This is a genomic window from Geodermatophilus sp. TF02-6 (assembly GCF_003319115.1).
Taxonomy (GTDB): domain Bacteria; phylum Actinomycetota; class Actinomycetes; order Mycobacteriales; family Geodermatophilaceae; genus Geodermatophilus.
This window is the reverse complement of the sequence record NZ_QOHF01000018.1, coordinates 57128-79604: the sequence shown is the minus strand read 5'-3', so window position 1 is coordinate 79604 and position 22477 is coordinate 57128. Positions and strand designations below refer to the sequence as shown.

The 22477-nt window shown below is 72.1% G+C and carries 22 protein-coding genes; 9 read left to right on the top strand and 13 right to left on the bottom strand.

Translation table 11 applies throughout. The features are described 5' to 3' along the window. The 3 genes from DQ238_RS16405 to DQ238_RS16395 form a co-directional block, all read right to left on the bottom strand. Nucleotides 1-744 (bottom strand): amino acid ABC transporter ATP-binding protein, encoded by a 744-nt coding sequence (locus DQ238_RS16405; RefSeq protein WP_113782334.1) that lies wholly within the window; start codon nucleotides 742-744, stop codon nucleotides 1-3. After that, complete coding sequence (locus DQ238_RS16400; protein WP_199506402.1) at nucleotides 741-1742, bottom strand: amino acid ABC transporter permease; 1002 nt, start codon at nucleotides 1740-1742, stop codon at nucleotides 741-743. The genes DQ238_RS16405 and DQ238_RS16400 overlap by 4 nt, the downstream gene beginning before the upstream one ends. A 104-nt stretch (nucleotides 1743-1846) precedes the next feature. Continuing rightward, complete coding sequence (locus DQ238_RS16395; RefSeq protein ID WP_158550814.1) at nucleotides 1847-2728, bottom strand: ABC transporter substrate-binding protein; 882 nt, start codon at nucleotides 2726-2728, stop codon at nucleotides 1847-1849. Between the two features lie 195 nt (nucleotides 2729-2923). Here DQ238_RS16395 and DQ238_RS16390 point away from each other — a divergent pair, with 195 nt between their 5' ends. Then, a complete protein-coding gene (locus DQ238_RS16390; RefSeq protein ID WP_113782332.1) occupies nucleotides 2924-3523 on the top strand; it encodes a TetR/AcrR family transcriptional regulator in 600 nt (199 codons plus the stop codon). Nucleotides 3524-3668: 145 nt separating this feature from the next. On the opposite strand, the gene DQ238_RS16385 is transcribed toward DQ238_RS16390, so the two are convergent. Next, entirely contained in the window at nucleotides 3669-3905 is a 237-nt protein-coding gene (locus DQ238_RS16385; RefSeq protein WP_255418064.1) for an FCD domain-containing protein, read from the bottom strand. Between the two features lie 17 nt (nucleotides 3906-3922). Between DQ238_RS16385 and DQ238_RS16380 the strand changes: the two genes are divergently transcribed. The 5 genes from DQ238_RS16380 (at nucleotide 3923) to hutH (ending at nucleotide 8638) form a co-directional block, all read left to right on the top strand. Further along, nucleotides 3923-4456 (top strand): hypothetical protein, encoded by a 534-nt coding sequence (locus DQ238_RS16380; protein ID WP_255418063.1) that lies wholly within the window; start codon nucleotides 3923-3925, stop codon nucleotides 4454-4456. Between the two features lie 7 nt (nucleotides 4457-4463). Continuing rightward, nucleotides 4464-4907, top strand: coding sequence for a hypothetical protein (locus DQ238_RS16375; RefSeq protein ID WP_113782330.1), 444 nt, complete (start codon nucleotides 4464-4466; stop codon nucleotides 4905-4907). A 40-nt stretch (nucleotides 4908-4947) separates the two neighbouring features. After that, nucleotides 4948-5943 (top strand): PDR/VanB family oxidoreductase, encoded by a 996-nt coding sequence (locus DQ238_RS16370; RefSeq protein ID WP_113782329.1) that lies wholly within the window; start codon nucleotides 4948-4950, stop codon nucleotides 5941-5943. 130 nt (nucleotides 5944-6073) lie between these two features. After that, on the top strand, nucleotides 6074-6862 hold the full coding sequence (locus tag DQ238_RS16365; protein ID WP_113782328.1) for an IclR family transcriptional regulator: 789 nt from the start codon (nucleotides 6074-6076) through the stop codon (nucleotides 6860-6862). A gap of 102 nt (nucleotides 6863-6964) precedes the next feature. Next, entirely contained in the window at nucleotides 6965-8638 is a 1674-nt protein-coding gene (gene hutH / locus DQ238_RS16360) for a histidine ammonia-lyase (protein ID WP_199506400.1), read from the top strand. A 148-nt stretch (nucleotides 8639-8786) separates the two neighbouring features. Here the strand turns inward: hutH and DQ238_RS16355 are convergent, their stop codons facing one another. Then, nucleotides 8787-9992 carry a cytochrome P450 gene (locus DQ238_RS16355; protein WP_113782326.1) on the bottom strand — a complete coding sequence of 402 codons (1206 nt, stop codon included), beginning with the start codon at nucleotides 9990-9992 and terminating at the stop codon, nucleotides 8787-8789. 163 nt (nucleotides 9993-10155) lie between these two features. Here DQ238_RS16355 and DQ238_RS16350 point away from each other — a divergent pair, with 163 nt between their 5' ends. The 3 genes from DQ238_RS16350 (at nucleotide 10156) to DQ238_RS16340 (ending at nucleotide 13704) form a co-directional block, all read left to right on the top strand. Then, nucleotides 10156-11115 carry a PDR/VanB family oxidoreductase gene (locus DQ238_RS16350; protein WP_113782325.1) on the top strand — a complete coding sequence of 320 codons (960 nt, stop codon included), beginning with the start codon at nucleotides 10156-10158 and terminating at the stop codon, nucleotides 11113-11115. 72 nt (nucleotides 11116-11187) lie between these two features. Further along, nucleotides 11188-11880: an IclR family transcriptional regulator gene (locus DQ238_RS16345; RefSeq protein ID WP_233496022.1), complete on the top strand. Its 693-nt coding sequence runs from the start codon at nucleotides 11188-11190 to the stop codon at nucleotides 11878-11880. Nucleotides 11881-12078: 198 nt separating this feature from the next. Then, nucleotides 12079-13704 (top strand): NAD(P)/FAD-dependent oxidoreductase, encoded by a 1626-nt coding sequence (locus DQ238_RS16340; protein ID WP_113782362.1) that lies wholly within the window; start codon nucleotides 12079-12081, stop codon nucleotides 13702-13704. A gap of 264 nt (nucleotides 13705-13968) precedes the next feature. Here DQ238_RS16340 and allB read toward each other — a convergent pair whose 3' ends face one another. The 8 genes from allB to DQ238_RS16300 form a co-directional block, all read right to left on the bottom strand. Next, nucleotides 13969-15693 (bottom strand): allantoinase AllB, encoded by a 1725-nt coding sequence (gene allB, locus DQ238_RS16335; RefSeq protein WP_233496021.1) that lies wholly within the window; start codon nucleotides 15691-15693, stop codon nucleotides 13969-13971. A gap of 355 nt (nucleotides 15694-16048) precedes the next feature. Continuing rightward, a complete protein-coding gene (locus DQ238_RS16330) occupies nucleotides 16049-16963 on the bottom strand; it encodes a bifunctional allantoicase/(S)-ureidoglycine aminohydrolase (RefSeq protein ID WP_233496020.1) in 915 nt (304 codons plus the stop codon). Beyond that, nucleotides 16956-17363, bottom strand: coding sequence for a gamma-glutamylcyclotransferase (locus DQ238_RS16325; RefSeq protein WP_233496019.1), 408 nt, complete (start codon nucleotides 17361-17363; stop codon nucleotides 16956-16958). Before DQ238_RS16325 ends, DQ238_RS16330 begins: the two co-directional genes overlap by 8 nt. Then, nucleotides 17360-17542, bottom strand: coding sequence for a hypothetical protein (locus DQ238_RS16320; RefSeq protein WP_113782323.1), 183 nt, complete (start codon nucleotides 17540-17542; stop codon nucleotides 17360-17362). The genes DQ238_RS16325 and DQ238_RS16320 overlap by 4 nt, the downstream gene beginning before the upstream one ends. 29 nt (nucleotides 17543-17571) lie before the next feature. Next, the gene (locus DQ238_RS16315) at nucleotides 17572-18711 is read right to left on the bottom strand and encodes a glycerate kinase (RefSeq protein ID WP_199506399.1); all 1140 of its coding nucleotides are present in this window, start codon (nucleotides 18709-18711) and stop codon (nucleotides 17572-17574) included. A 142-nt stretch (nucleotides 18712-18853) separates the two neighbouring features. Then, entirely contained in the window at nucleotides 18854-20653 is a 1800-nt protein-coding gene (gcl, locus tag DQ238_RS16310) for a glyoxylate carboligase (RefSeq protein ID WP_113782322.1), read from the bottom strand. Between the two features lie 54 nt (nucleotides 20654-20707). Continuing rightward, entirely contained in the window at nucleotides 20708-21592 is an 885-nt protein-coding gene (locus DQ238_RS16305; RefSeq protein WP_113782321.1) for a 2-hydroxy-3-oxopropionate reductase, read from the bottom strand. A 56-nt stretch (nucleotides 21593-21648) separates the two neighbouring features. Then, complete coding sequence (locus DQ238_RS16300) at nucleotides 21649-22470, bottom strand: hydroxypyruvate isomerase family protein (protein WP_113782320.1); 822 nt, start codon at nucleotides 22468-22470, stop codon at nucleotides 21649-21651. Nucleotides 22471-22477: the final 7 nt, after the last annotated feature.

Genomic DNA, 22477 nt, shown 5'->3' with positions numbered 1-22477 from the left:
TCACAACCTCCCCGCGACGAGGACCCGGCTCAGGAACTGGCGGGTCCGGTCCTCCTGCGGGTCCTCGAAGATCTGCGCCGGGGTGCCGCGCTCGAGGATCCGCCCCTGGTGCAGGAAGCACACCTGCGAGGCGACCTCCCGGGCGAAGCCCATCTCGTGGGTGGCGAGCAGCATCGTCAGCCCGTCCTGGGCCAGCTCGCGCACGATCGCGAGGACGTCGCCCACGAGCTCGGGGTCCAGCGCGGCGGTGATCTCGTCGAGGAGCAGCACCTGGGGGCTCGAGGCCAGAGCGCGGACGATGGCGACGCGCTGTTGCTGGCCGCCGGACAGGGCGTCGGGGTAGGCGCCCGCCTTGTCCTTCATGCCGACCCGGTCCAGCAGGGCGAGCCCCTGCTCCTCGGCCGCCGCCGTGGACTTCCCCCCGATCTTGACCGGGGCGAGGGTGACGTTCCGGAGCACGGTCATGTGCGGGAACAGGTTGTAGGACTGGAACACCATGCCCACGTTGCGGCGCAACCGGTTGACGTCCACCCCCTGGCCGCTGACGACGTCGCCGTCGACGCGGATCTCGCCCTGCTGGATCGGCTCGAGGGCGTTGATGCAGCGCAGCAGGGTGGACTTGCCCGAACCCGAGGCGCCGATGAGGCAGACCACCTCGTGCTTGGCCACGTCCAGGCTCACGCCGCGCAGGACGTCGTGCTCGCCGTAGCGCTTGTGCACGTCGTTGATCTGGAGAAATGTCATGTCGTCCGTCCGGTCCGGCTCTGCTGCTTGCCGAGGAGCCGGTCGACGTAGCGCGCCTGCGGGATCGTGATGATCACGAACAGGACGGCGACCACGATGACCGGCGTGAGGTTGAAGACGTTGGAGGCGGTGAGCCGGGCCTGCGTGAACGCGTCGGTCACCCCCATGACGCCGATCAGTGCGGTGTCCTTCTGCAGCCCGATGAAGTCGTTGAGCAGCGGCGGGACGATGCGCCGGACCGCCTGGGGGACGATCACGGTGCGCAGCGTCATGCCGTAGGACAGCCCGAGGGACCGCGACGCCGCCCACTGACTGGGGTGGATCGACTCGATGCCGGCGCGGTAGACCTCGGCCACGTAGCTGGAGTAGGTCAGCGTCAGCGCGATGATCGCCAGCCAGACCGGCGACAGGTCCTTGACCAGCGGTACCTGCGCCAGCTTCAGGCCGAAACCGACGAGGTAGAGCACGATGATGCTCGGGATGGCGCGGAAGGTGTCCACGTAGGCGATCGCCAGCCAGCGCAGCGGACGCCCGGCGCGGCCGGGCAGCAGCCGCATCACCGCGACGAGCAGACCGACGACGAGCACCAGCACCTGGGCGCCGACGGCCACCTCGACGTTGATCCAGAACGCCTTCAGCACGTTGGCGAAGCTGGACTGCAGGAACTCCCAGCGCAGGAACGTCGTCGAGATCGCGCCGTCGTTGGCCGTGGCGAACCAGACGAGCGCCGCGCAGAGGAGGACGGCCAGGGCGTACCCCATCGCGGTGTGCGCGTGCTCCCGACCGCTGGCCGCCTCGTGGCGCGCGCCGGCGAGCCGGCCCTCGGCCAGCAGCCGCGAACGGCTCCGGGCGGAACCGAAGGCGCGTCCGGCCGGGACGAGCGGGAGCAGGGCGACGGCGCCCAGGGCGACGAGGCCCGCGTCCACCGCTGCCGGGGGGTTCCCCAGCATCGAGTGCAGCGACCGCAGCGCGAGGGCGGCCGCCAGTGCGCAGAGCACTCCGATCAGGAGTGCGAGGGCCGCCGTGGGGAGAACGGGCTGCGGAGGCGTCGGCGTCGCCGAGACCTCCGCAGCGGTTCGCGTGCGACTGGTCACGGGAGCGCTCACCGGAGGGACCACACCGGGACCGTGGCCGGGTCGCCGCCGAGCTCGGGACCGAGCCACGTGGCCGAGAGCTCGTCGAGCGTGCCGTCCTGGCGCATGGCGTCGATGGCCTGGTTCATCGTCTCGCCGCTCGTGGAGTCCTTGGGGTAGATGGCCGCGTACTTCTCCCCGGACTCGAACTGGCCGACGACCTTCAGCGTGCCGCCGGAGTTCTTGGCGAAGCCAAGCATGATCGCGGTGTCCTGGACGGCCACGTCGACGACGCCGGAGCTGACCGCGGTCACCATCGAGGTCGTGTCCTGGAACAGCTGCGGCTCGGTGTTCGGCTTCAGCTGGTCCTGCGCCCAGGCCACCGAGGTCGTCCCGAGCTGGACGCCGACGGTCCGCTCGCGGATGTCGTCCTCGGTGACGTCGGCGTCCGCCGGGGCGAGGACGCCGAGGTTCGAGTCGAAGTACGGCGCCGAGAAGGTGACCACCTTCTCGCGTTCCGGCGTCACGGAGATCTGCGCCATCGCGATGTCGAAGTCCTGGGTCTGGCCGGCGACGAGCGCGTCGAAGGAGACGTTCTCGACCTCCACCGCGTCCAGGCCGGCGCGGTGCGCGATGTTGGCCGCCAGGCAGTACTCGTAGCCGCCGACGATGCTGTCCGGCGTCTCGCCCTTCCACCACCCGGGCGACGGGAGGGTCGTCTGCACCGTGAGGACGCCGTCGGTCACGGGCTCCAGGGAGATGGAGCCCGCCTCGCCGTAGACCTCGCACTCGCCGTACCCGCCACCGTCGGCACTGGCCTCGTCGCCGGTGGAACCGCCGGAGCAACCGGTGACCAGAGCGACGGACAGGGCGGTCAGGGAGGCCAGGAGCCCCTTGTTGAGCGTCGGCACGATGCCCTCCGATGTTTGACGGACGCGTCAGTTATGAACGAGGCGGTGAGCGTGGCGCGTATCACCATCCGTTGTCAAGTGGCGGCTGCCAACGCGAGAAAATCCCCCGGAGGAGCTGTGCAGGCGGCCGGTCGTGCCGTAACTTGACTGATCGGTCAGACAGGACAGGCGCGACACCGAGGCGCGGAGGGGTGCATGGCCAGGCCCAGCGTGGAGGCCGAGCGGCGGGAGCAGATCCTGTCGGCCGCCTGCGAGGTCGTGTCGGAGATCGGCTTCAAGTCGCTCCGGGTGGCCGACGTGGCCAAGCGCGCCGGCACCAGCACCGGAACCGTCCACTACTACTTCGACACCAAGACCGAACTGATGCGGGCCGCCTTCGAGTGGAACTTCGCGCGGTCTCTCGATCGCCGACGGCCACTGCTCGACGAGCACCCTGATCCACGCGAGCGCCTGCGCGCCTTCGTCGAGTCGTACCTGCCGGTCGACGACGTCACCGTCCGCGCCTGGCACGTCTGGGCCGAACTCTGGGTCGAAGCTCTCCACGACCCGGATCTGCAGGAGATGAACGAGCAGGTCTACGGCGAGTGGCGGCGGATCGTCGCCGGCATCCTCCGTGACGGTCAGGACAGCGGCCTGTTCCGGGAGGAGGACCCGGTACTCGCCGCCAACGCCTTGATCGGCATGATCGACGGGCTGGCCCTGCAGGTGCTGCTGCGCTCCAGGAGCATGACCGTCGACCGCATGCGGGCGGTCTGCGACCGGACTCTGCGCAACTTGGACGTCGCGACGGTGTGAGGACGCGGGGAGGCATCCACGTCCGCCGCCGCGGTCAGGTCACGGAGGAAGGCCAGCCAGCCAGCGGGCGCCCGTCCTCGGCACGGGCGACGTGCGTCTCGATGAACTCCCCCGGCGATCGGCGCCCACCGTGGTGCTGACGGGGTCAACCCACGTCGAGAAGTGCTTCGCCGCCCGAGAGGGTCTCCCCGTAGCCCTCCCGCATGTGATCGGTGGCGATCGCCAGCAGCCGCTCCTCGTCACCGGCCGCGGCCGCCTCGAGGATGGTCCGGTGCTGCCGCACCATGGCCTCGACGTTCGACGGATCCCGCAGCAGGTAGGAGCGGGTGATGCGGCGGTTGACGGGGTGATCCCACAACTGGTCGATCATCGCCACGAGCAGGTTGTTGCCGCACGGCGATCACCGTCGAGGTCCAGGGCGACGTCGTCACGGTCGACCGGCTGATGCCGGGCGTCGAGGCACCGCCGCTGTACGCCACGACGATGGGGACGACCGGCCTGTACGACCGGTTCCACTGCACCGAGTTCCGCCTGCCCGGCTTCCACGTCCTGCACTCGGGGATCACCGGCCAGGGCCGGCCCCGCGAGGAGGGCCACCTCATCAAGGTGCTCAACGGGATCACCCCGATCGATGCCACGACCAGCTGGTACTACTACGCGTTCAGCCGCAACTTCGCCGTCGACGACGTCCGGGCCACCGAGGAACTCCGCGAGGGGCTGGCGACGGTCCTCGAGGAGGACGCGGAGGCACTGGCGCTGCAAGAGATCGGGATGCAGCAGCGGCCGGCCGGAGAGCACGACGTCCTGATCGCCCAGGACGCCGGTGTCGCGAAGGCACGCCGGATGATGAGCCAGCTGATCGAGGCCGAAGCCGCCGTTCGCGAGCCCACCGCGGCCGGTGCTCCCCAGCGCCGCCCCGTCACGGCGGGCTGAGCCGACCATGTGGATGCTCGTCCGGGACGACGTCGGCCTCTCCGCCGACGCAGCACCCCGCACGCTCGCCGCCTGTCCCGACTCCGACGAGCGCGGCGATCCCTGGCGGTGGTCGGTCCGACTGGTGCCACGGGAGGCCGGCTGCTGGGCCGTGGAGGTCGAGGCCGACCACGACCACGTCACGGTTCGGCAGGACACGCACCGCGACGGCGCGGTCGTCGACGTGGCGCGGCGGGCCGGCGAGGAGATCGTCGTCGTCCCGGTGAGCGGGCAGTGCCTCGTCGCCGCCGCCCAGGGCCCCTGGCACCGCTGGCTGCGCCCCGGCGACGTCTTCGTCGGGGAAGGCGAGCAGGACGAGTTGCTGCGGCTCACGCTCGCTCCGGGTCGCAGCGGGACGACCGTCGTCCGCTTGACCCCCGTGACCGCGCAGCCACTGCGCTGGGTCCCCTGATCCCCCACCCCCATCCGTCCGTCTCCTCCGAAGGCATCGCATGACCGCAACCCTCGACCGTCCCGCACCGGGAGCCCGCGCGAGCACCGTGCACGAGAGCCGCCGCGTCGTCGTCGACGCCCTCACCCACGTCGCCGACGGCGTCCTGGCCCTGGAGCTGCGTGCAGCGGACGGACGCGACCTGCCGGAGTGGGAGGCGGGCGCGCACGTCGACCTGGTCCTCGCCGAGGACCTCGTGCGCCAGTACTCGCTGTGCGGCGACCTCGACGACCGAGCCCACTGGCGTCTGGCCGTGCTGGAGGAGCTCCAGAGCCGGGGCGGCTCCCGGCACGTGCACTCCCGGCTGCGGGCGGGCGACGTCCTGGAGGTCCGGGGCCCCCGCAACAACTTCCCCTTGGTGGAGGCCCCGTCCTACCTCTTCATCGCCCGGGGAATCGGGATCACACCCGTCCTCCCGCTGGTGGCGGCCGCGTTCCGGACGGGGCGCCCCTTCGCCGTCGTTGACGGGGCCCGGTCCCGTTCCGGCATGGCGTTCGCCGACGAACTGGCCCGCTACGGGGACCGGGTCACCCTCGTGCCGCAGGACGAGCTGGGTCTGATCGACCTGGATGCGGCTCTCGACGCGTGCGCGCCGGCCACCGCCGTCTACTGCTGCGGCCCGGAACCGCTCATGGCCGCCGTGGCGGAGCGGTGCGCGCTACGTCCGGACCTCACCGTGCGCCGAGAGCGGTTCACGCCCGCAGCCGAACCCGCGCCCACGGCCGACGACAGCGGATTCGACGTCGAGCTGGCCGCCAGCGGCGAGGTGGTCGCGGTGGAGCCGCAGGAGACCCTGCTCGAGGCGCTGGAACGGGTGGGCGTCGACGTGCCCAACAGCTGCCGCGAGGGCATCTGCGGCACCTGCGAGACGACGGTGCTGGCCGGTACGCCCGACCACCGGGACTCGCTCCTCTCCCCGGAGGAACGGTCCTCGGGAACCACCGTGCTCGTCTGCGTCTCCCGGTCCTGCGGCCCCCGACTCGTCCTCGACCTGTGAGGCGCGGTGGTGCCACCACCGATCCGGCAGCGCGAGCGCGTCCTACCCTGCCGATGTCGTGACACAGCCGTCGTGGCCGGCAGCGACCGCGGGGCCCAGGGCTGATCGGCCCGGCAACGAAGGGAGGGCGATGGGCCAGGGTGCAGACACCAGCGGCGCTTCGTTCCTGCGGGGTCTCAGCGTGCTGATCACCGTCGCGGAGTCCGGCGAGGCCCGGGCCGACTCCATCGCCACCGAGCTCGGGATCCCGCTGAGCACCGTCTACCGCTACCTGCGGACGCTGCGCGAGCTCGACCTCGTCGAGGAGCGCGACCGCTCCTACGTGCCGGGCTGGCGGCTGCTCGAGCTCGCCGGGCTCGACGCGACCCGCACCCGGCTGGTCGAGCTCGGGCACTCGGTGCTGCGGGAGATCAGCCAGGCCACCGGGGAGACCGCCGTCCTCACCGTGCGGGCCGGGACGCGGGCGCTGTGCCTGCGGCAGGTCGAGTCCCACCACCCGATGCGGATGGCCTTCCGCCTCGGGCAGCTGCTCCCCCTGTACGCCGGCGCGGGGCAGCGGATGCTGCTGGCCTACGCCCCCGCGGCGGTCGTCCAGCGGGTCTTCGAGCAGCCCCAGTGGCAGACGACCGACCGCACCCTGCCGCCAGCCGCCATCCTCCGCGAGCTCGAGCAGATCCGCCGCAGCGGGTACCTGGTCACCCACGGCGAGCTGTCCGAAGGCGCCGTCGCGGTCGCCATCCCCGTCTTCGCCGGAGGGGAGGTCGTCTGCTCGCTGACCGTGGCCGGACCGGAGATCCGGTGCGGCCCGGCGTGGCTGTCGCAGGCCCGCGCCAGCCTCGCGGCCGCCGGCAGGCGGCTCGCGGAGGTCCTGGACGACCCGGGCTGCGACAGCTCGACCCGCGGCCGTCCTCCCGCATGACACAGACGGGAACGTGCGTCCCCAACGACTGGGGATCGACCGTCGTCGCAGAACCCACCACCCATGGTCGTGCCGGATCGGGCGCGAACCGGAGGAGAGATCGTGATCGAGCAGGTGACGGTCGGGGCCAAGCCCCTGACGCTGGAGGATCTGATGGCGGTCGCCCGATACGGCGCGCCGGTGCGGATCGCGCCCGAGGCCACCGAGGCGATGAACGCCAGCCTGCACTGGGTCGACTCCGCCCTCGCCGTCCACGGCGACGACCCGGTGGGTCGCCTGGAGCCGATCTACAGCATCAACACCGGCTTCGGGTCCCTGGCCGGCCGACAGGCGCTCCAGCAGCCCGACCTGGCCAGCGAGCTGTCCCGGCGGCTGGTCATCTCCAACGCCTCCGGCGTGGGTGGGTGGCTCGACCCGGAGGTGGTCCGCGCCGCGATGCTGATCCGCATCGTCAGCCTCACCCGCGGGTACTCGGGTGTCCGCCCCGTCCTGGTGCAGACCCTCGCCGCCATGCTCGACGCCGGCGTGCTGCCCGCCGTCCCGGAGTTCGGCAGCCTCGGCGCCAGCGGCGACCTGATCCCGCTGGCCCACCTGGCGATCGTCGCCACCCGGCCCATGGGGGACGCCGACCCCGAGGAGGAGTCCGGCGAGGCATGGGTCGACGGCCGGATCGTGTCCGGCGTGGCCGCCATGCGGTCCGCAGGGATCGAGCGCGTCGTGCTCGGGCCCAAGGAGGGCCTGGCGCTGGTGAACGGCACGTCGTTCTCCACGGCGCTGGCGGCCCTGGCGCTCTACGACGCCGATCGGCTGGTGCGCACCAGCGAGGTCACCGCCGCGATGACCATCGAGGCGCTGACCGGCTTCGGTGACGCCTTCGTCCCCCAACTGCACGAGGCCCGCGGGCACGAAGGTCAGATCGCCGCGGCGGCCCATCTGCGCGCGCTGCTGGCCGGCAGCGAGTTCGTCGACGGCGGGGAGACGACCGACCCGAGCCGTCAGCCGCCTCAGGATGCCTACTCACTGCGGTGCGTGCCGCAGGTGCACGGCCCCGTTCGCGAGACCCTCGCGTTCGGCCGCGGCATCGTGGAGCGCGAGATCAACGCCGCCACCGACAACCCGCTGATCTTCCCCGACCTCCCGAGCAGCCGGCGACTCAAGGCGGTCTCGGGCGGCAACTTCCACGCCGAGTACCTGGCGTTCGTCTCCGACTTCACCGCCATCGTCACGACCGAGGTCGGCAACATCGCCGAGCGCCGCCTGTTCCGCCTGGACGACGGCACCCTCAACCGGGGGCTGCCGGACATGCTCGTGGCCTCGGAGCACGTGGGCATCGACTGCGGCTACATGCTGCCGCAGTACCTGGCCGCCGCCCTGGTCTCGGACTGCAAGACACTGGCCCACCCCGACAGCGTGGACTCCATCCCCACCTGCGCGAACCAGGAGGACCACGTGTCGATGGCGAACAACGCCGGCCGGCACGCCCGCCAGGTGGTCAACAACATCGAGACGGTCGTCGGGATCGAGCTGGTCATGGCCGCGCAGGCGCTGGAGCTGCGCCTGCAGCTGAGCGGGAAGGGCCCGGAGTCACTGTCACCGTCGACCCGCGCCGTTCTCGAGCTGGTTCGCGCCACGCCGACCAGCGACGGCCGCGGCATCGACCACATCACCCGCGACGTCGTGATGTACCCGCGCATCCGCGCAGCAGCCGACCTCGTCCACTCCGGGGCCGTCCTGGGTGCCGTGGCCGGCCACGTGGCCGGCCAGGTCCCGGCGTGAGGACGAACGCCGCCCGCTGACGACACCAGCCGCATGCCTGGTGACCGACGACGGGACACCCGATCGCGGAACGGCCTGCCGCCGCGTCCGGTCGGGTGTCCCGTCCGCCGCGCGCCGGGACCGGCCCGAGCCGGCTGCAGAAGCCTGCTCAGGCGGGGTGTACGCGGACCGGCACGGAGGTCCAGCCGCGCAGTGTGTTGTGCAGATAGTGCGCAGGCTCACCGATCAGCTCGATCCGCGCGACGCGCTTGGCCAGCTCGGTCAGCAAGACGTCCATCTCCAGCCGGGAGATGGGCTGGCCGACGCACTGGTGGATCCCCATGCCGAAGGCCAGGTGCCCGCCGGCGTCCCGGGTGATGCGGTAGTCGTCAGCGTCGTCGCCCCAGCGTCGAGGGTCCCGGTTGGCCGCTCCCACGAAGAGCACGATCTTGGTGTCCTCCGGCAGAACGAGGCCGTGGAAGTCGACGTCCCGGCCGGTCGTGCGGAAGAAGGACTGGAAGGGCGAGTCGAAGCGCAGGGCTTCGTCGACGGCGAACTTCGTCAGACGGGGCTGCTGGTGGAGGGCGTCCCACTGGTCCGGGTTCGACGCCAGGCACCGAATGGCGTTGCCGATGGCGAAGACGGTCGTGTCCACACCGGCGGACAGCAGCGCCCGCACCAGCCGGGTGGCCTCGTCCGGGGTGATCGTGCCGTCGTCGGCGTACTGCCAGATCTGCGCACCGAGCCCGTCCGGAGTGAGGTTCTCCCGCGCGCAGTTGTCCATGACCCAGTCGATCGTCGACTCGCCCTCGGCGAAGAACTCCTCGTACCGCGCGTCCTCGGGGCCGAACTGGCTGAAGTTCATCGCGCCGTGCGCGAGCAGGTTCGCCTCCCGGCCCTCGCGGGGGATGCCGACCGCGTTGCCGAAGACCTCGATCGGGAACAGCTCTGCCATCTCGGTCACCGCGTCGAACTCCCGCTGCTGCACCAGCTCGTCGACGAGCTGCTCGGCGAAGACCTGGAACTGGGCGCGCAGGCCGCGCACGTTCCGCGGGGAGATGACCCCCGCCATGGCCGTGCGCAGCGGCGTGTGCACCGGGGGGTCGGAGTCGAGGATCCCCTGCGGCCGCCAGGACGGCTGGTGGTGGAAGTTCCGCGGCCCGACGCCTGCGCCGGAGATGAAGGTCTCGTGGTCGAGCAGGATCTCCCGGCAGGGGTCGAACCGGGTGAAGGCGTGGACTCCGTACCTCTCCAGCCACACGACCGGGCCGGCATCCCGCATCCGCTCGAACAGCGGGTAGGGGTCGGCCAGGTTCGCGTCGTCGTACGGATCGTCGGCGATGACCGGGGCGCCGGCACGGCTCGGTGCAGTCATGTCACTTCCTCGGTACGCGCTGTCTGTGTCGCGTGGACGCTAGGACGACGCGGAGCCCCGGACGAGACGTCTTTCTCGCCGAGTGAGAACCACGGTTGTCGACCGCTGTGTCGCGTCCGGACATTGGCCGTGCAGTCGGACACGCAGGACAGGAGCAGCGGTCATGGTGGTCGGGAAGGGGTTCACCCCCCTGGTCGTGCACGAGATCCGGCAGGAGGCCGACCGCGTCGCCTCCTTCGAGCTGGCCCGACCGGACGGCGGGCCACTCCCGCCATGGGAGCCGGGCGCGCACGTGGACGTGCTCCTCGGGGACGACCTGGTGCGGCAGTACTCCCTGTGCTCCGCGCCGACGGACTCCACCTGGCGCATCGCCGTGCTCCACGAGGAGGTCAGCCGCGGCGGGTCGACGTGGCTGCACGAGCGCATCCGCGCGGGGGACACGCTCGGAGTCGGCGCCCCGCGGAACAACTTCGCCCTGGACCTCGGAGGGCAGCGGTACGTCTTCGTGGCCGGGGGCATCGGCATCACGCCTCTGGTGCCGATGGTGGCCGCGGCCGACGCCGCCGGCAAGGACTGGACCCTGCTCTACCTCGGGACCAACGGGAGCCGGATGGCCTTCACCGAGGTCCTGCGGGCGTACGGGTCGAAGGTCGTCCTGCACCGGGATTCCGACTCGGGCGTCATCGACCTCGAGTCGGCACTGGACCGGCTGGGCGCCGCCGACGCCGCGGTCTACGCCTGCGGGCCCGCCGGCCTGCTCGCCGCGATCGAGGGCTACGCCGCCCGCCACGAGGGCTGCCGCGTCGTCCTCGAGCGGTTCACGGCCGACCCCGACGGCACCCGCGCCCGGGAGGGCGACTCCGCCTTCGTCGTCGAGACCAGCGACGGCACGGAGATCGAGGTCGGCGCCGACGAGTCGATCCTCGACGCCCTCCACCGAACAGGCATCCCGGCGCTGAGCTCCTGCCAGGAGGGGATCTGCGGAACCTGCGAGACGACGGTCCTGGCAGGTGTTCCGGACCACCGTGACCAACTGCTCAGCGAGGAGGAGCGCGAGGCCGGGGACACCATGATGATCTGCGTCTCCCGCTGCGAGGGCGACCGGCTCGTCCTCGACATCTGAGACCCGGAATGTCTGTCATCCCAGACAGCCGTGATGGTGCGGGACTGGGTCGCCCGACCTCGACCGTGTGCGATGGAGCCATGGACGCGCCACAGCCTGCTCGCCGAGCTCCAGGGTGCGGGCTTCGTCGTCCACCTGCCCGAGGAACGCCGGTACGGCCTCGGCGTCAGCGCCTTCGAGCTCGGGTCGGCGTACATGCGCCAGGAGCCGCTCGCCCGGCTGGCACGGCCGGTGCTGGGCAGGCTCGTCGACGCGGTGGGCCACACGGCGCACCTGGCGGTGCTGCACGGGCGCGAGGTGCTCTACGTGGTCGAAGAGCGGGCGCCCGGACGACCACCCTTGGTGACGGACGTCGGGGTCCGACTGCCGGCGCAGCTGACGGCCAGCGGACGCGCGGTGCTGGCCCAGCTGCCGGCCGCTCACGTGCGGGCGCTCTTCCCTGACGCCAGCGCCTTCGTGGAACGCCACGGAGTCGGACCGGCGTCGCTGTCGGCGTTGCGGCGTCTGCTCACCGACGTCCGCCAGACCGGCTACGCCACCGAGGAGGGGCAGGTGACACCCGGCTTCGCTTCGGTCGCGGCAGCCGTGTACGACCACTCGGGACATCCGGTGGCCGGCGCCGCGGTGACCTTCCCGTCCGGGGACGTCGACGGCGAGGCGCGCCAGCGACTGGCGGTGCGAACAACACGGGCAGCGGCCGAGTTGACCCGTCGGCTCGGGGGTCACCCCCCGCAGGGGGGTCGGCAACGCCTCGAGGGACGGTGAGGCGGCCAGACCCAGCGTCCGCCGAACAGGCGGCACGAGAGCCGCTGACGGTCGGCCCCGGAGGCCGCCGCCCGCAGCGGACCGAGGGGATCCGGGTGGAGTCGGGCCACGACTCCGGGCACGACGTCGCCACAGTCCCGGACGCGAGTCCCTGGACGTCGTCGTTTCCGTGACCGACCTCCAGGGCACCGGGTGGCCGTGGCCGGACACGACGTCGTCGTCATCGGCAGCGGCATCAACGCGATGGTGGCCGCGGCCGTGCTCGCCAAGAACGGGCGGGACGTCGGGGTCTACGAGCGCAACCCGCGCCTGGGCGGCGCCATCCGCACCGAGGCCGACACCCCCGCCCCCGGGTACACCACCGACCTGATGTCGTGCTGGCACCCGCTGTTCGTCGGCGGGCCGGCCTACCCATCCCTCGAGGACGACCTGGCCGCCCGCGGCCTGGTCTACCGCAACACCGACATCCCGGCAGCCGCCGCGCTGCCCGACGGGTCGACGGCCGTGCTGTCCACCGACACCGACGTCACCGCGGCCGACTTCGACCGGGTGTCTGCCGGCGACGGAGACGCCTGGCGCGCCTTCCTGACCGACTTCGGCGGCCGGGCGGACATCGCCTTCGGTGCGCTGGGCACCGAGCTGCTCTCCCTCGACGGACTCAAGCTCGTCGCCCGCGCGGCCTGGAAGCTGGGACCCCGCGGGCTGCAGCAGTTCGGCTCCGAGGGGCTGGAGTCCGCCCGCTCCTGGCTGACCGGCACTTTCGCCTCCCCCACCGTGCAGGCGTTGCTGTCCCCGTGGACCGGCCACGAGGGGCTCGGGCCCGACGACGCCTTCAGCGGCTTCATCAACAAGGTCATCGCCCTCGCGCTGGCCCAGGGTGGCTGCCCGGTGCCCGAGGGCGGCGGGGTCCGGCTGGTCGACGCGCTGGCGGCGGTGGTCGCCGATGCCGGAGGCACCACCCGCACCGGCGCCGAAGCCACGGCCGTGGAGATCCGGGACGGGCGCGCCACGGGCATCCGGCTGGCCGACGGCGAACGCGTCGACGCCCGCCAGGCGGTGCTGGCCAGCGTGACCCCGCAGGCGCTGTACCTGGGGCTGCTCGACGGCGTGGCGGCGGTGCCGGAGCAGGTGCGCCGGGCCGCCCGCGGCTACCGGTACGGCCGCGGCGACATGCAGATCCACCTGGCCCTGTCCGAGCCGCCGCGCTGGGCACACGACCACGACCGCCTGTCCCGGGCCGCGATCGTGCACGTCTCCGCGGGGCTGGACAGCATCAGCCGGGCGGTCAACGAGGCCCAGCGGCACCTGCTGCCCGCCGTCCCCACCATCGTCGCCGGCCAGCCCGCCGCACTCGACCCGACCCGCGTGCCCGACGGCGCCGGTGTGCTGTGGCTGCAGCTGCAGGAGACACCCGGCCACCCGGTCGGCGACGCCGCCGGACAGATCGACGTCGGTGACGGCACCTGGACGCACGACCTGCGCGAGCGCTACGCCGACCGGGTGGTCGACGAACTGTCCAGGCACGTGACCAACCTGGACTCCGCACTCACCGCCCGCCGCGTGCTCTCCCCGGCCGACCTGGAGGCCTGGAACCCCAACCTGGTCGGCGGCGACCCGTACTCGGGAGCCTGCAGCCTCGACCAGTTCCTCATCTGGCGGCCCACACCACGCACGCGCGGCCACCGCACCCCGGTGCGCGACCTGTGGCACATCGGCGCCTCCACCCACCCCGGCCCGGGGCTCGGCGGAGCAAGCGGCTACCTCGCCGCCCGGCAGCTGTCCAGGACACCCCGTTTCCGAGCCAGACCACGGCACCGGGGCTAGCCTCACCGAGGCCAGTTCTTGAACGCCTTCTCCCGGGCAGTGGCGTAGGTGCGGACCTTCGATACGACCCGACCCACGAGGCTCTTGGCTTCACGATGTGAAATCAAACTTTTGTTTCGTGAGAAGATATCTGTGGGCGCGTCACAGTCAAGGGGTCTGGCTGACGAGCGCCCCGGCCGGCATGCGGCCGGCATGGACGTCGCGGACGAGAGGGGCCGCCGGAGACCCGGGAGGTCCCCGACGGCCCGCGCCGTTGCGTGGTGGTCAGCTCTCCCCGCGGCGGAGCAACCGCCCCCGGGGCGTGCGGTAGTCCACCGTCGTGCCACGCAGGTAGGTCTTGCGCACCACTCCGGACAACGCCTTGCCGTGGTAGGGGGTGATGGGGTTCTTGTGGTGGAGCTTGGTGGCGTCGACCACGAACGCGTCATCGGCCGCGAAGACGACGAGGTCGGCGTCGTAGCCCAGCGCCAGCCTGCCCTTGGCGCGCAAGCCGGCCCGCCGGGCCGGTCGCGTCGACATCCACTCCACCACGCGTTCCAGCCCGATGCCGCGGCGGCGGGCCTCGGTCCAGATCAGGGACAGGCCCAGCTGGAGGGAGGAGACGCCGCCCCATGCGACTCCGAAGTCCCCGTTGTCCAGGTCCTTCAGATCGAGGGTGGAGGGGGAGTGGTCGGAGACGATGAAGTCGATGGTCCCGTCGATCAGCCCCTTCCACAGCAGTTCGCGGTTGTCGACCTCCCGCACGGGAGGGCAGCACTTGAACGCCGTGGCCCCGTTCGGCACCTCCTCGGCGAGCAGCGTGAGGTAGTGGGGGCACGTCTCGACGGTGAGGTCGAGCCCGTTCCGTTTGGCCGTGGCGATCATGGGCAGGGCGTCCGAGGAGGACAGGTGCAGGATGTGCGAGCGGGCGCCTGTCCAGCGGGTGCGCTCGATGACCTCGGCGATGGCCAGGTTCTCCGCGCCGCGCGGCCGCGACTTCAGGAAGTTCTCGTACACGACTCCCTCCGGGTGCGGGGCCCGGTCGATGGCGCGCGAGTCCTCGGCGTGCACGATCATCAGCGAGTCGAAGGTCCTGATCTCCGCCAGGTCCTCCTCCATCTCGTCGGCCTCCAGGTGCGGGAACTCGTCCACGCCCGAGTGGAGCAGGAAGCACTTGAAGCCGAACACGCCGTCGTCGTGCAACCCCCTCAGGTGGGACCTGTTGCCCGGGATCGCCCCGCCCCAGAAGCCGACGTCCACGAAGACGTTGTCCTGGGCGAACAGCCGCTTGTACTCCAGCGCCGGGGCGTTGACCGTGGCCGGGATCGAGTTGAGCGGCATGTCCAGGACCGTGGTCACCCCGCCGGCGGCCGCGGCCCGGGTGGCAGAGGCAAAGCCCTCCCACTCGGTGCGGCCGGGCTCGTTGACGTGCACGTGGGTGTCGACGAGGCCGGGCAGCAGGGTCTCGGCGTCGTCCAGCTCCACGGCCTCGCGGCCGCGCAGGCCGGCGCCCAGGGGCTCGATGGCCACGATCTTCCCGTCTCGAACCCCTATCTCACGCGCGACCACCCCGGCCGTGGTGAGGATGCGGCGTCCCCGGAACACCAGGTCGAACTCCCGGTGGTCACCGGCGAAGGCGCCGTCGTCGTCCGCCCCCATGGGGGAGGAGCCGACGGCGTCGTCGGCGAGTCCGTGCTCTCGCTTGTACTCGGCGATCAGGCGGCGGACCCGGTCAGGATCGTTGACGTCCTCGCTGACCTCGAGTTTGCGGGCCTGCTCGGACTCGAAGGCGTTCTGTGCCGCGGTCGGCTTGGTGACCGAGCGCGCCGAGTTCTCCTCGGCGATCTTCGCCGGGTCCTCTGGCATCTGCTGCGGGCGCCCGGTGGGGTCCGAGGTCGAGGACGGCGCGCGCCGAGCCTCCGGGGGCGGCTGCTGGGGGGCCTCCTGTCCGGCGGTCTGCTCGGGGCCTGGGTCGGGCGTCCCCGGCTGCCGGGACGGCTTCTCGGTCATCGACGTTCCTCCTCGTCATGGGTACCGGCACCGGCCGCCGCGTCCACCAGGTGGGCTGCACTCTGGCGAGTGGATGGAGCAGGTCGTGCAGGTCTCTGGCGAGCCGGGCGTGCACCTGCTCGAGCGGCCGTCCCGCCCAGGCAGGTCGCTCCGCGGCAGAGTCGGCTGACCGAAGGGGGACTCTCGAGGGCAGAGCGGCTGCGGGCAGTGCCGTGGTGAGTCGGCCAGCTGTCGAGGGCGGCGGGGTGCTCGTCGCCGTCGGCGCAGGGGTGTGGGCCGTTCCGTCGTCCTGTGACGGCTCGTGGGGCAGGCGGCACGGTCATCACTCGTCTGCCAGCCGCACGCCTGCTGGGTCTCAGCCGAACTGGCGGCTCAGGCCGACGTGCCGGTTCACGTCCTTGTAGAGCAGGTAGCGGAACAGCCCGGGGCCTCCGGCGTAGCAAGCCTGCGGACAGAAGGCGCGCAGCCACATGAAGTCACCTTCTTGGACCTCGACCCAGTCCTGGTTGAGCCGGTACACCGCTTTGCCTTCCAGGACGTAGAGCCCGTGCTCCATCACGTGGGTCTCGGGGAAGGGGATGACCGCACCGGGTTGGAACGTGACGATGTTGACGTGCATGTCGTGGCGCATGTCGGCCGGGTCGACGAAGCGGGAGGTCACCCAGCGGCCGTCCGTGTCGGGCATCGGGATGGGCGTGACCTCGCGCTCGTCGGTGACGAAGGCCGGCGGGATCTCGACCCCCTCCACCGCCTCGTAGGCCTTCCGTACCCAGTGGAACCGGGCCGGGGCATCGCCGGTGTTGCGCACCGTCCACTGCTGGGCGGCCGGGAGGTAGGCATAGCCCCCGGGTTCGAGCCGATGGGCCTCCTCGCCGATGGTCAGCTGGAGCTCGCCCTCGACGACGAACAACACCGCCTCGGCCCGGCGGTCGGTCTCCGGACGGTCGCTGCCTCCCCCTGGGGCGACTTCGACGACGTACTGGGAGAAGGTCTCGGCGAAACCGGACAGCGGACGGGCGAGGATCCACATCCGCATCCCGTCCCAGTGCGGTAGGTAGCTGGTGACGATGTCCCGCATCGTGCCGCGCGGGATGACCGCGTAGGCCTCGGTGAACATCGCCCGGTCGGTGAGCAGCTCGTCCTGTCCGGGCAGTCCCCCTCGGGGGGCGTAGTAGGCGGTGGTCATGTCCGACTCCTTCGTCGTCGTCGTCGTCATCGTCGAGGGATGGGTGGGCGGCTGTGATGCCTGCACGGCGACGTCGTCACTCATCCCCACCGCCTGATGTGGCGGACCGAGCGCGATGGGCGCGCCACCCGCCGGATTCCGAGATGTCGGCCATCTCCGGGGAGCCGTGCGCCTCGGGCCGGAGGAGCACCGCCAGCGCGGCGGAACCGTCGTGCAGCTCGATGACCCCGAGCTCGAGCTCCGGTGGTTCCGACGGGATGAACGCGTCCCGGATCACTTCCAGCGGCACGTCGTAGAGCTCCCCGGGCACCGACCGACCGTCGTCGGTCACCGGCCAGAGCGCCGGGAAGCGGTCCCCGACGGAGTAGAAGCGGTAGCGGGGCGCGGTGGTCACCTCGCCGAGGAAGCGGTGCCCGGCGATGCTGTGGTGCACGGACCCGCCGCGCATCCCCTCCCCGTTGACGAAGAGCGGAACGGAGGTCACGAGTCGCCTCCCGCGGAGATCCCCACCGGGAAGGAATCCGGATCGTCCAGCCGGTGGCGGGCCGCCGCCTCGGCCACCACGCCGTCGAGGGGCTCTCGCCACTCTGCGGTCTCATCGGCGTCGACGCGGGGCAGCTGCGCGGGCAGTCCGTCGGTGATGACCCGCTGCGTCGCGGTCATGAGGCTCCTTCCTGAGGAGCGGGCCAGGCTCACGGCGCGGGTTGGACGGCGAGGCGCTCACGAGCGATCCGGTGCGCGAGCTGCTCGAGCAGCGGGCCGGCCTCCTGGATGCAGCGGTCGACGTCGGGTTCCAGATCGGTGAGGGCGTAGGCGGCGGCGATGCCGGCGTCGCGCAGACCGCCGGCGTCGAGCAGGCAGCGTCCGGCGACCGCGACCACCGGCACCCCGGCGGCGCGGGCTCGAGCGGCGACCCCGGCCGGCGCCTTGCCGTGCAGCGTCTGCGCGTCCAGCGACCCCTCTCCGGTCACCACGAGCCCGGCCACGGCCAGCTCGGCGGAGAAGTCGGTGAGGTCGAGGACGACGTCGATGCCCGGCCGGCGCACGGCGCCGAGCACGGCGAGGCAGGCGTAGCCCACTCCGCCCGCCGCGCCGGCGCCCGGTGCCTGAGCGGCGGCTGCCGCCTCCCTCAGCACCTGCCCCAGGGTGTCGACCCAGCGGCGCAGCCCGATCTCGAGCAGCTCCACGTCGGCCGGGGACGCGCCCTTCTGCGGGGCGTACACGGCCGCGGCCCCCCGGGGACCCAGCAGGGGGTTGTCGACGTCGGAGGCGAGGACGACCCGTACCGACGTCAGCCGCGGGTCCAGGCCGGCGAGGTCGACCCGCGCCAGGTCGACCAGGGCACCTCCGCCGGGTGGGAGTTCGCGGCCCTCGCGGTCGAGCAGCCGGGCGCCGAGGCCGACGAGCACCCCGGCGCCGCCGTCGGTGCAGGCGCTGCCCCCGACACCCACGACCACCTCGGTGCAACCGAGGTCCAGGGCCGTCCGGATCAGCTGGCCGGTGCCCAGGCTGGTCGCGGCCAGCGGGGCCGGCCGCCCGGCGGGCAGCGCGGCCAGCCCCGACGCCGCGGCCATCTCCACCACCGCGGTGGTTCCGCGCACCGCCAGGGCACTGGCCAGCGGCTCGCCGGTCGGCCCGGCGACCTCGGCCGGCACCCGCCGGAACCCGGCGGCCTCGGCGGCCTCGAGCGTGCCCTCTCCCCCGTCGGCGACGGGGATGGCGGCCACGGTCAGGCCCGGGGCGGCGGCCGTCAGCCCGGCGGCGACGTGGGCGGCGACCTCGGATGCGGACAGGCTGCCCTTGAACTTGTCGGGTGCCACCACGATGCGCACGGTTCCTCCTCGGTGGGCTCGGCGGAGGGGACGGCGGCCCCGCTGCAGGCAGGAGGACCTCGCCCCTCTCACCCCTCGCACGCTCGGGGCGAGCCTCCGGGCGAGGCCAGCCTGCGAGCGGCGGGGGGCAGGGGGTCCTGCTTCAGTCCAGGTACTGCATCTCCTCGAGGTTCAGCGCGCTGATCGCGGTCGGGGCGTGCTCGCCGGAGGTGGCCAGTTCCTCGAACTCGACGATGCCGTCGATCTCGGTGCCCATGGCGATGTTGGTGACCCGCTCCAGCACGATCTCCACGACCACGGGCACCCGGTGCTGGGCCATCAGCTTCTTGGCCTCGTCGAACGCGGGCAGGATCTGCTCGGGGTCGGACACCCGGATCGCCTTGCAGCCCATGCCCTCGGCGACCTTGACGTGGTCGACGCCGTAACCGGCCAGCTCGGGGGAGTTCTGGTTGTCGAAGCCGAGCTGCACGGCGTAGTCCATGTCGAAGGCGCGCTGGGCCTGGCGGATCAACCCCAGGTAGGAGTTGTTCACCAACACGTGGATGTAGGGGATCTGGAACTGGGCGCCGACCGCCAGCTCCTCGATCATGAACTGGAAGTCGTAGTCACCGGAGAGCGCGACGACGGTGGCATCGGGATCGGCGACGCACACGCCGAGCGCGGCGGGCAACGTCCAGCCCAGCGGGCCGGCCTGGCCGCAGTTGATCCAGTGCCGCGGCCGGTACACGTGCAGGAACTGTCCGCCGGCGATCTGCGACAGGCCGATGGTGCTGACGTAGCGGGTGTCCCGGCCGAAGGCCTTGTTCATCTCCTCGTACACCCGCTGCGGCTTGACCGGGGTGTCCTCGAAGTGGGTGCGGCGCAGCAGCGTGCCCTTGCGCTGCTGGCACTCGGCGACCCAGGTGCTGCGGTCGGGCAGGTCGCCGGCGGCCTTGCGCTCGCGGGCGACCTCGATGAACACCTCGAGGGCGGCCCCCGCGTCGGAGACGATGCCCAGCTCGGGGGGGAAGACCCGGCCGATCTGGGTGGGCTCGACGTCGACGTGGACGAACGTGCGGCCCCGCCGGTAGGTGTCCAGCCCGCCGGTGTGCCGGTTGGCCCACCGGTTGCCGACACCGAGCACGAAGTCCGACTCGAGCAGGGTGGCGTTGCCGTAGCGGTGGGCGGTCTGCAGCCCGACCATGCCGGCCATCAGCGGGTGGTCGTCAGGGATCGCCCCCCAGCCCATCAGCGTGGGGATGACCGGGACGTCGACCAGCTCGGCGAACTCGACCAGCAGGTCGGCGGCGTCGGCGTTGACGATCCCGCCACCGGCGACCAGCACCGGGCGCTCGGCCGCGGCGAGCATGTCCAGCGCCTTCTCCGCCTGGACCCGGTTGGCTCGCGGCTTGTAGACCGGCAGCGGTGCGTAGGCGTCGACGTCGAAGTCGATCTCGGTCATCTGCACGTCGAAGGGCAGGTCGATCAGCACCGGGCCGGGTCGGCCCGAGCGCATGAGGTGGAAGGCCTGCTGGAACGCGCCGGGCACCTGGGCCGCCTCGAGCACCGTCATCGCCATCTTGGTGACCGGGGCGGCGATGGCGGCGATGTCGACGGCCTGGAAGTCCTCCTTGTGCAGCCGGGCGACGGGGGCCTGGCCGGTGATGGCGAGGATCGGGATGGAGTCGGCCGACGCCGAGTACAGGCCGGTGATCATGTCGGTGCCGGCCGGGCCGGAGGTGCCGACGCAGACGCCGATGTTGCCCGCCTTGGTGCGGGTGTAGCCCTCGGCCATGTGCGAGGCGCCCTCGACGTGCCGGGCGAGCACGTGGGAGATGTTCCCGTTGGTGCGCAGCGCGGCGTAGAAGGGGTTGATCGCCGCTCCGGGCAGCCCGAAGACGGTGGTGATGCCTTCGCGCTCCAGGATCTGGACGGCGGCTTCGATTGCCCTCATGCGAGGCATGGGTCTCTCCTGTCTCGGCCCCTGCGGGGCCCGGGAAGTGGATGGGAGCGGGGCTCAGCTGGTGCTGCGGCCGGAGAGCTGCTCGACCAGCAGCAGCAGGGCGGAGTGGTCGAGGGAGCCGTGGCCCTCCGCGCGCAGCGCGCCCATCAGCTGGGCGACCAGCGCGCCGACCGGGATGGCGACGCCGGCCTCCCGGGCGGCGCTGGTGACGATGCCCAGGTCCTTGTGGTGCAGGTCCACGCGGAAGCCGGGGCGGAACTCGCGGGCGATCATGCCGGCGGCCTTGCGGTCGAGGATCCGGTTGCCGGCCAGCCCGCCGGCGAGGACCTCGACGGCGGCCTGGGTGTCCACGCCGTGGGCCTCGAGGAAGACCAGCGCCTCGGCGACCAGCTCGATGGTGCCGGCCACGATCAGCTGGTTGGCCGCCTTGACCGTCTGCCCGGAGCCGGCCGGGCCGACGTGCACGATGGTGGAGCCGACCGCTTCCAGGACCGGCCGTGCGGCGGCCACGTCGTCGGCGTCCCCACCGACCATGATCGACAGCGTGCCCTCGATGGCTCCGACCTCGCCGCCGGAGACCGGCGCGTCGACCGCCCGGATGCCCCGGGCCCCGGCCGCCTCGGCCAGCCGCACCGACACGTCGGGGCGGATGGTGCTGGCGTCGATGAGCAGCGTGCCCGGCTTGGCCGCCTCCAGGATCCCGCCCTCGCCGAGGACGACGGCCTCGACGTCCGGGGAGTCGGGCAGCATCGTCAGGACGACGTCGGCGTCGCGGACGGCCTCGGCGACGTCGGCGGCGCCGCGGCCACCTGCGGCGACGAGCTGGTCCACCTTCTGCCGGCTGCGGTTGTAGCCGACCACGTCGTAATCGGCCTTGAGTAGGTTGGCGGCCATCGGGCCGCCCATGATCCCGAGGCCGATGACCGCGACGGTCGTCATGGCTGTTCCTCTCTCGGTGGGGGGCGAACGGGGGCTGATCGGTGCGGGGGACCGGCTCAGGCCGCCGGTCGGCGACGCTCGCGGGGCAGCCAGTCGAAGCTGTCGGCGCTGGCGCCGCGCGGCTTGTACTCCAGTGCGATCCAGCCGTCGTAGCCGGCGGCGGTGAGCTTGCCGAGGTAGTGATCGAGGTCGAGCGCCCCGGTGCCGGGCTCGTGGCGACCGGGGTGGTCGGCGATCTGGACGTGTGCCACGCGCGGGCCGTAGATGTCGATCACCTGGTCGAGGTCGTCGCCGTTGACCGCCAGGTGGTAGAGGTCGCAGAGGAAGCCGAGGTCGGTCACGTCGGTCTCCCGTGCGACCCGGTCGATGACGTCGATCGAGTCCTGCGCGGTCAGCAGCGGGTAGCGGGGGGCGCCGCTGACCGACTCGACGAGCACGGTGCCGCCGATGCGCGCCGCGGCCTGGCCAGCGCGGGCCAGGTTCTCCACGGCGAGGGTGTCCTGCTCGTCCGGGGTGGCGTCGTCGACCCGGTTGCCGTACAGGGCGTTGAAGGCCCGGCAGCCGAGCCGCTCGCCGATGCCCACGGTGACGTCGACGTTGTCGACGAACTCCGCCGACCGGGCCGGCCAGGACACCAGGCCCCGGTCGCCGGCGGGCATGTCGCCGGCGAAGAAGTTCAGGCCCACCAGGGACACCCCGGCGTCCTCCACCGCCCGCACGAACGCGTCGACGTCCCGGTCACCGGGGACGGCGGTGGCGAACGGCCACCAGAACTCCACGCCGCCGAAACCGGCCTCGGCGGCCGCCGCCGGACGGTCCAGCAGGGGCAGCTCGGTGAACAGGATGGAGAGGTTGACGGCGTAGCGAGCGGTCGGCATCGAGAAG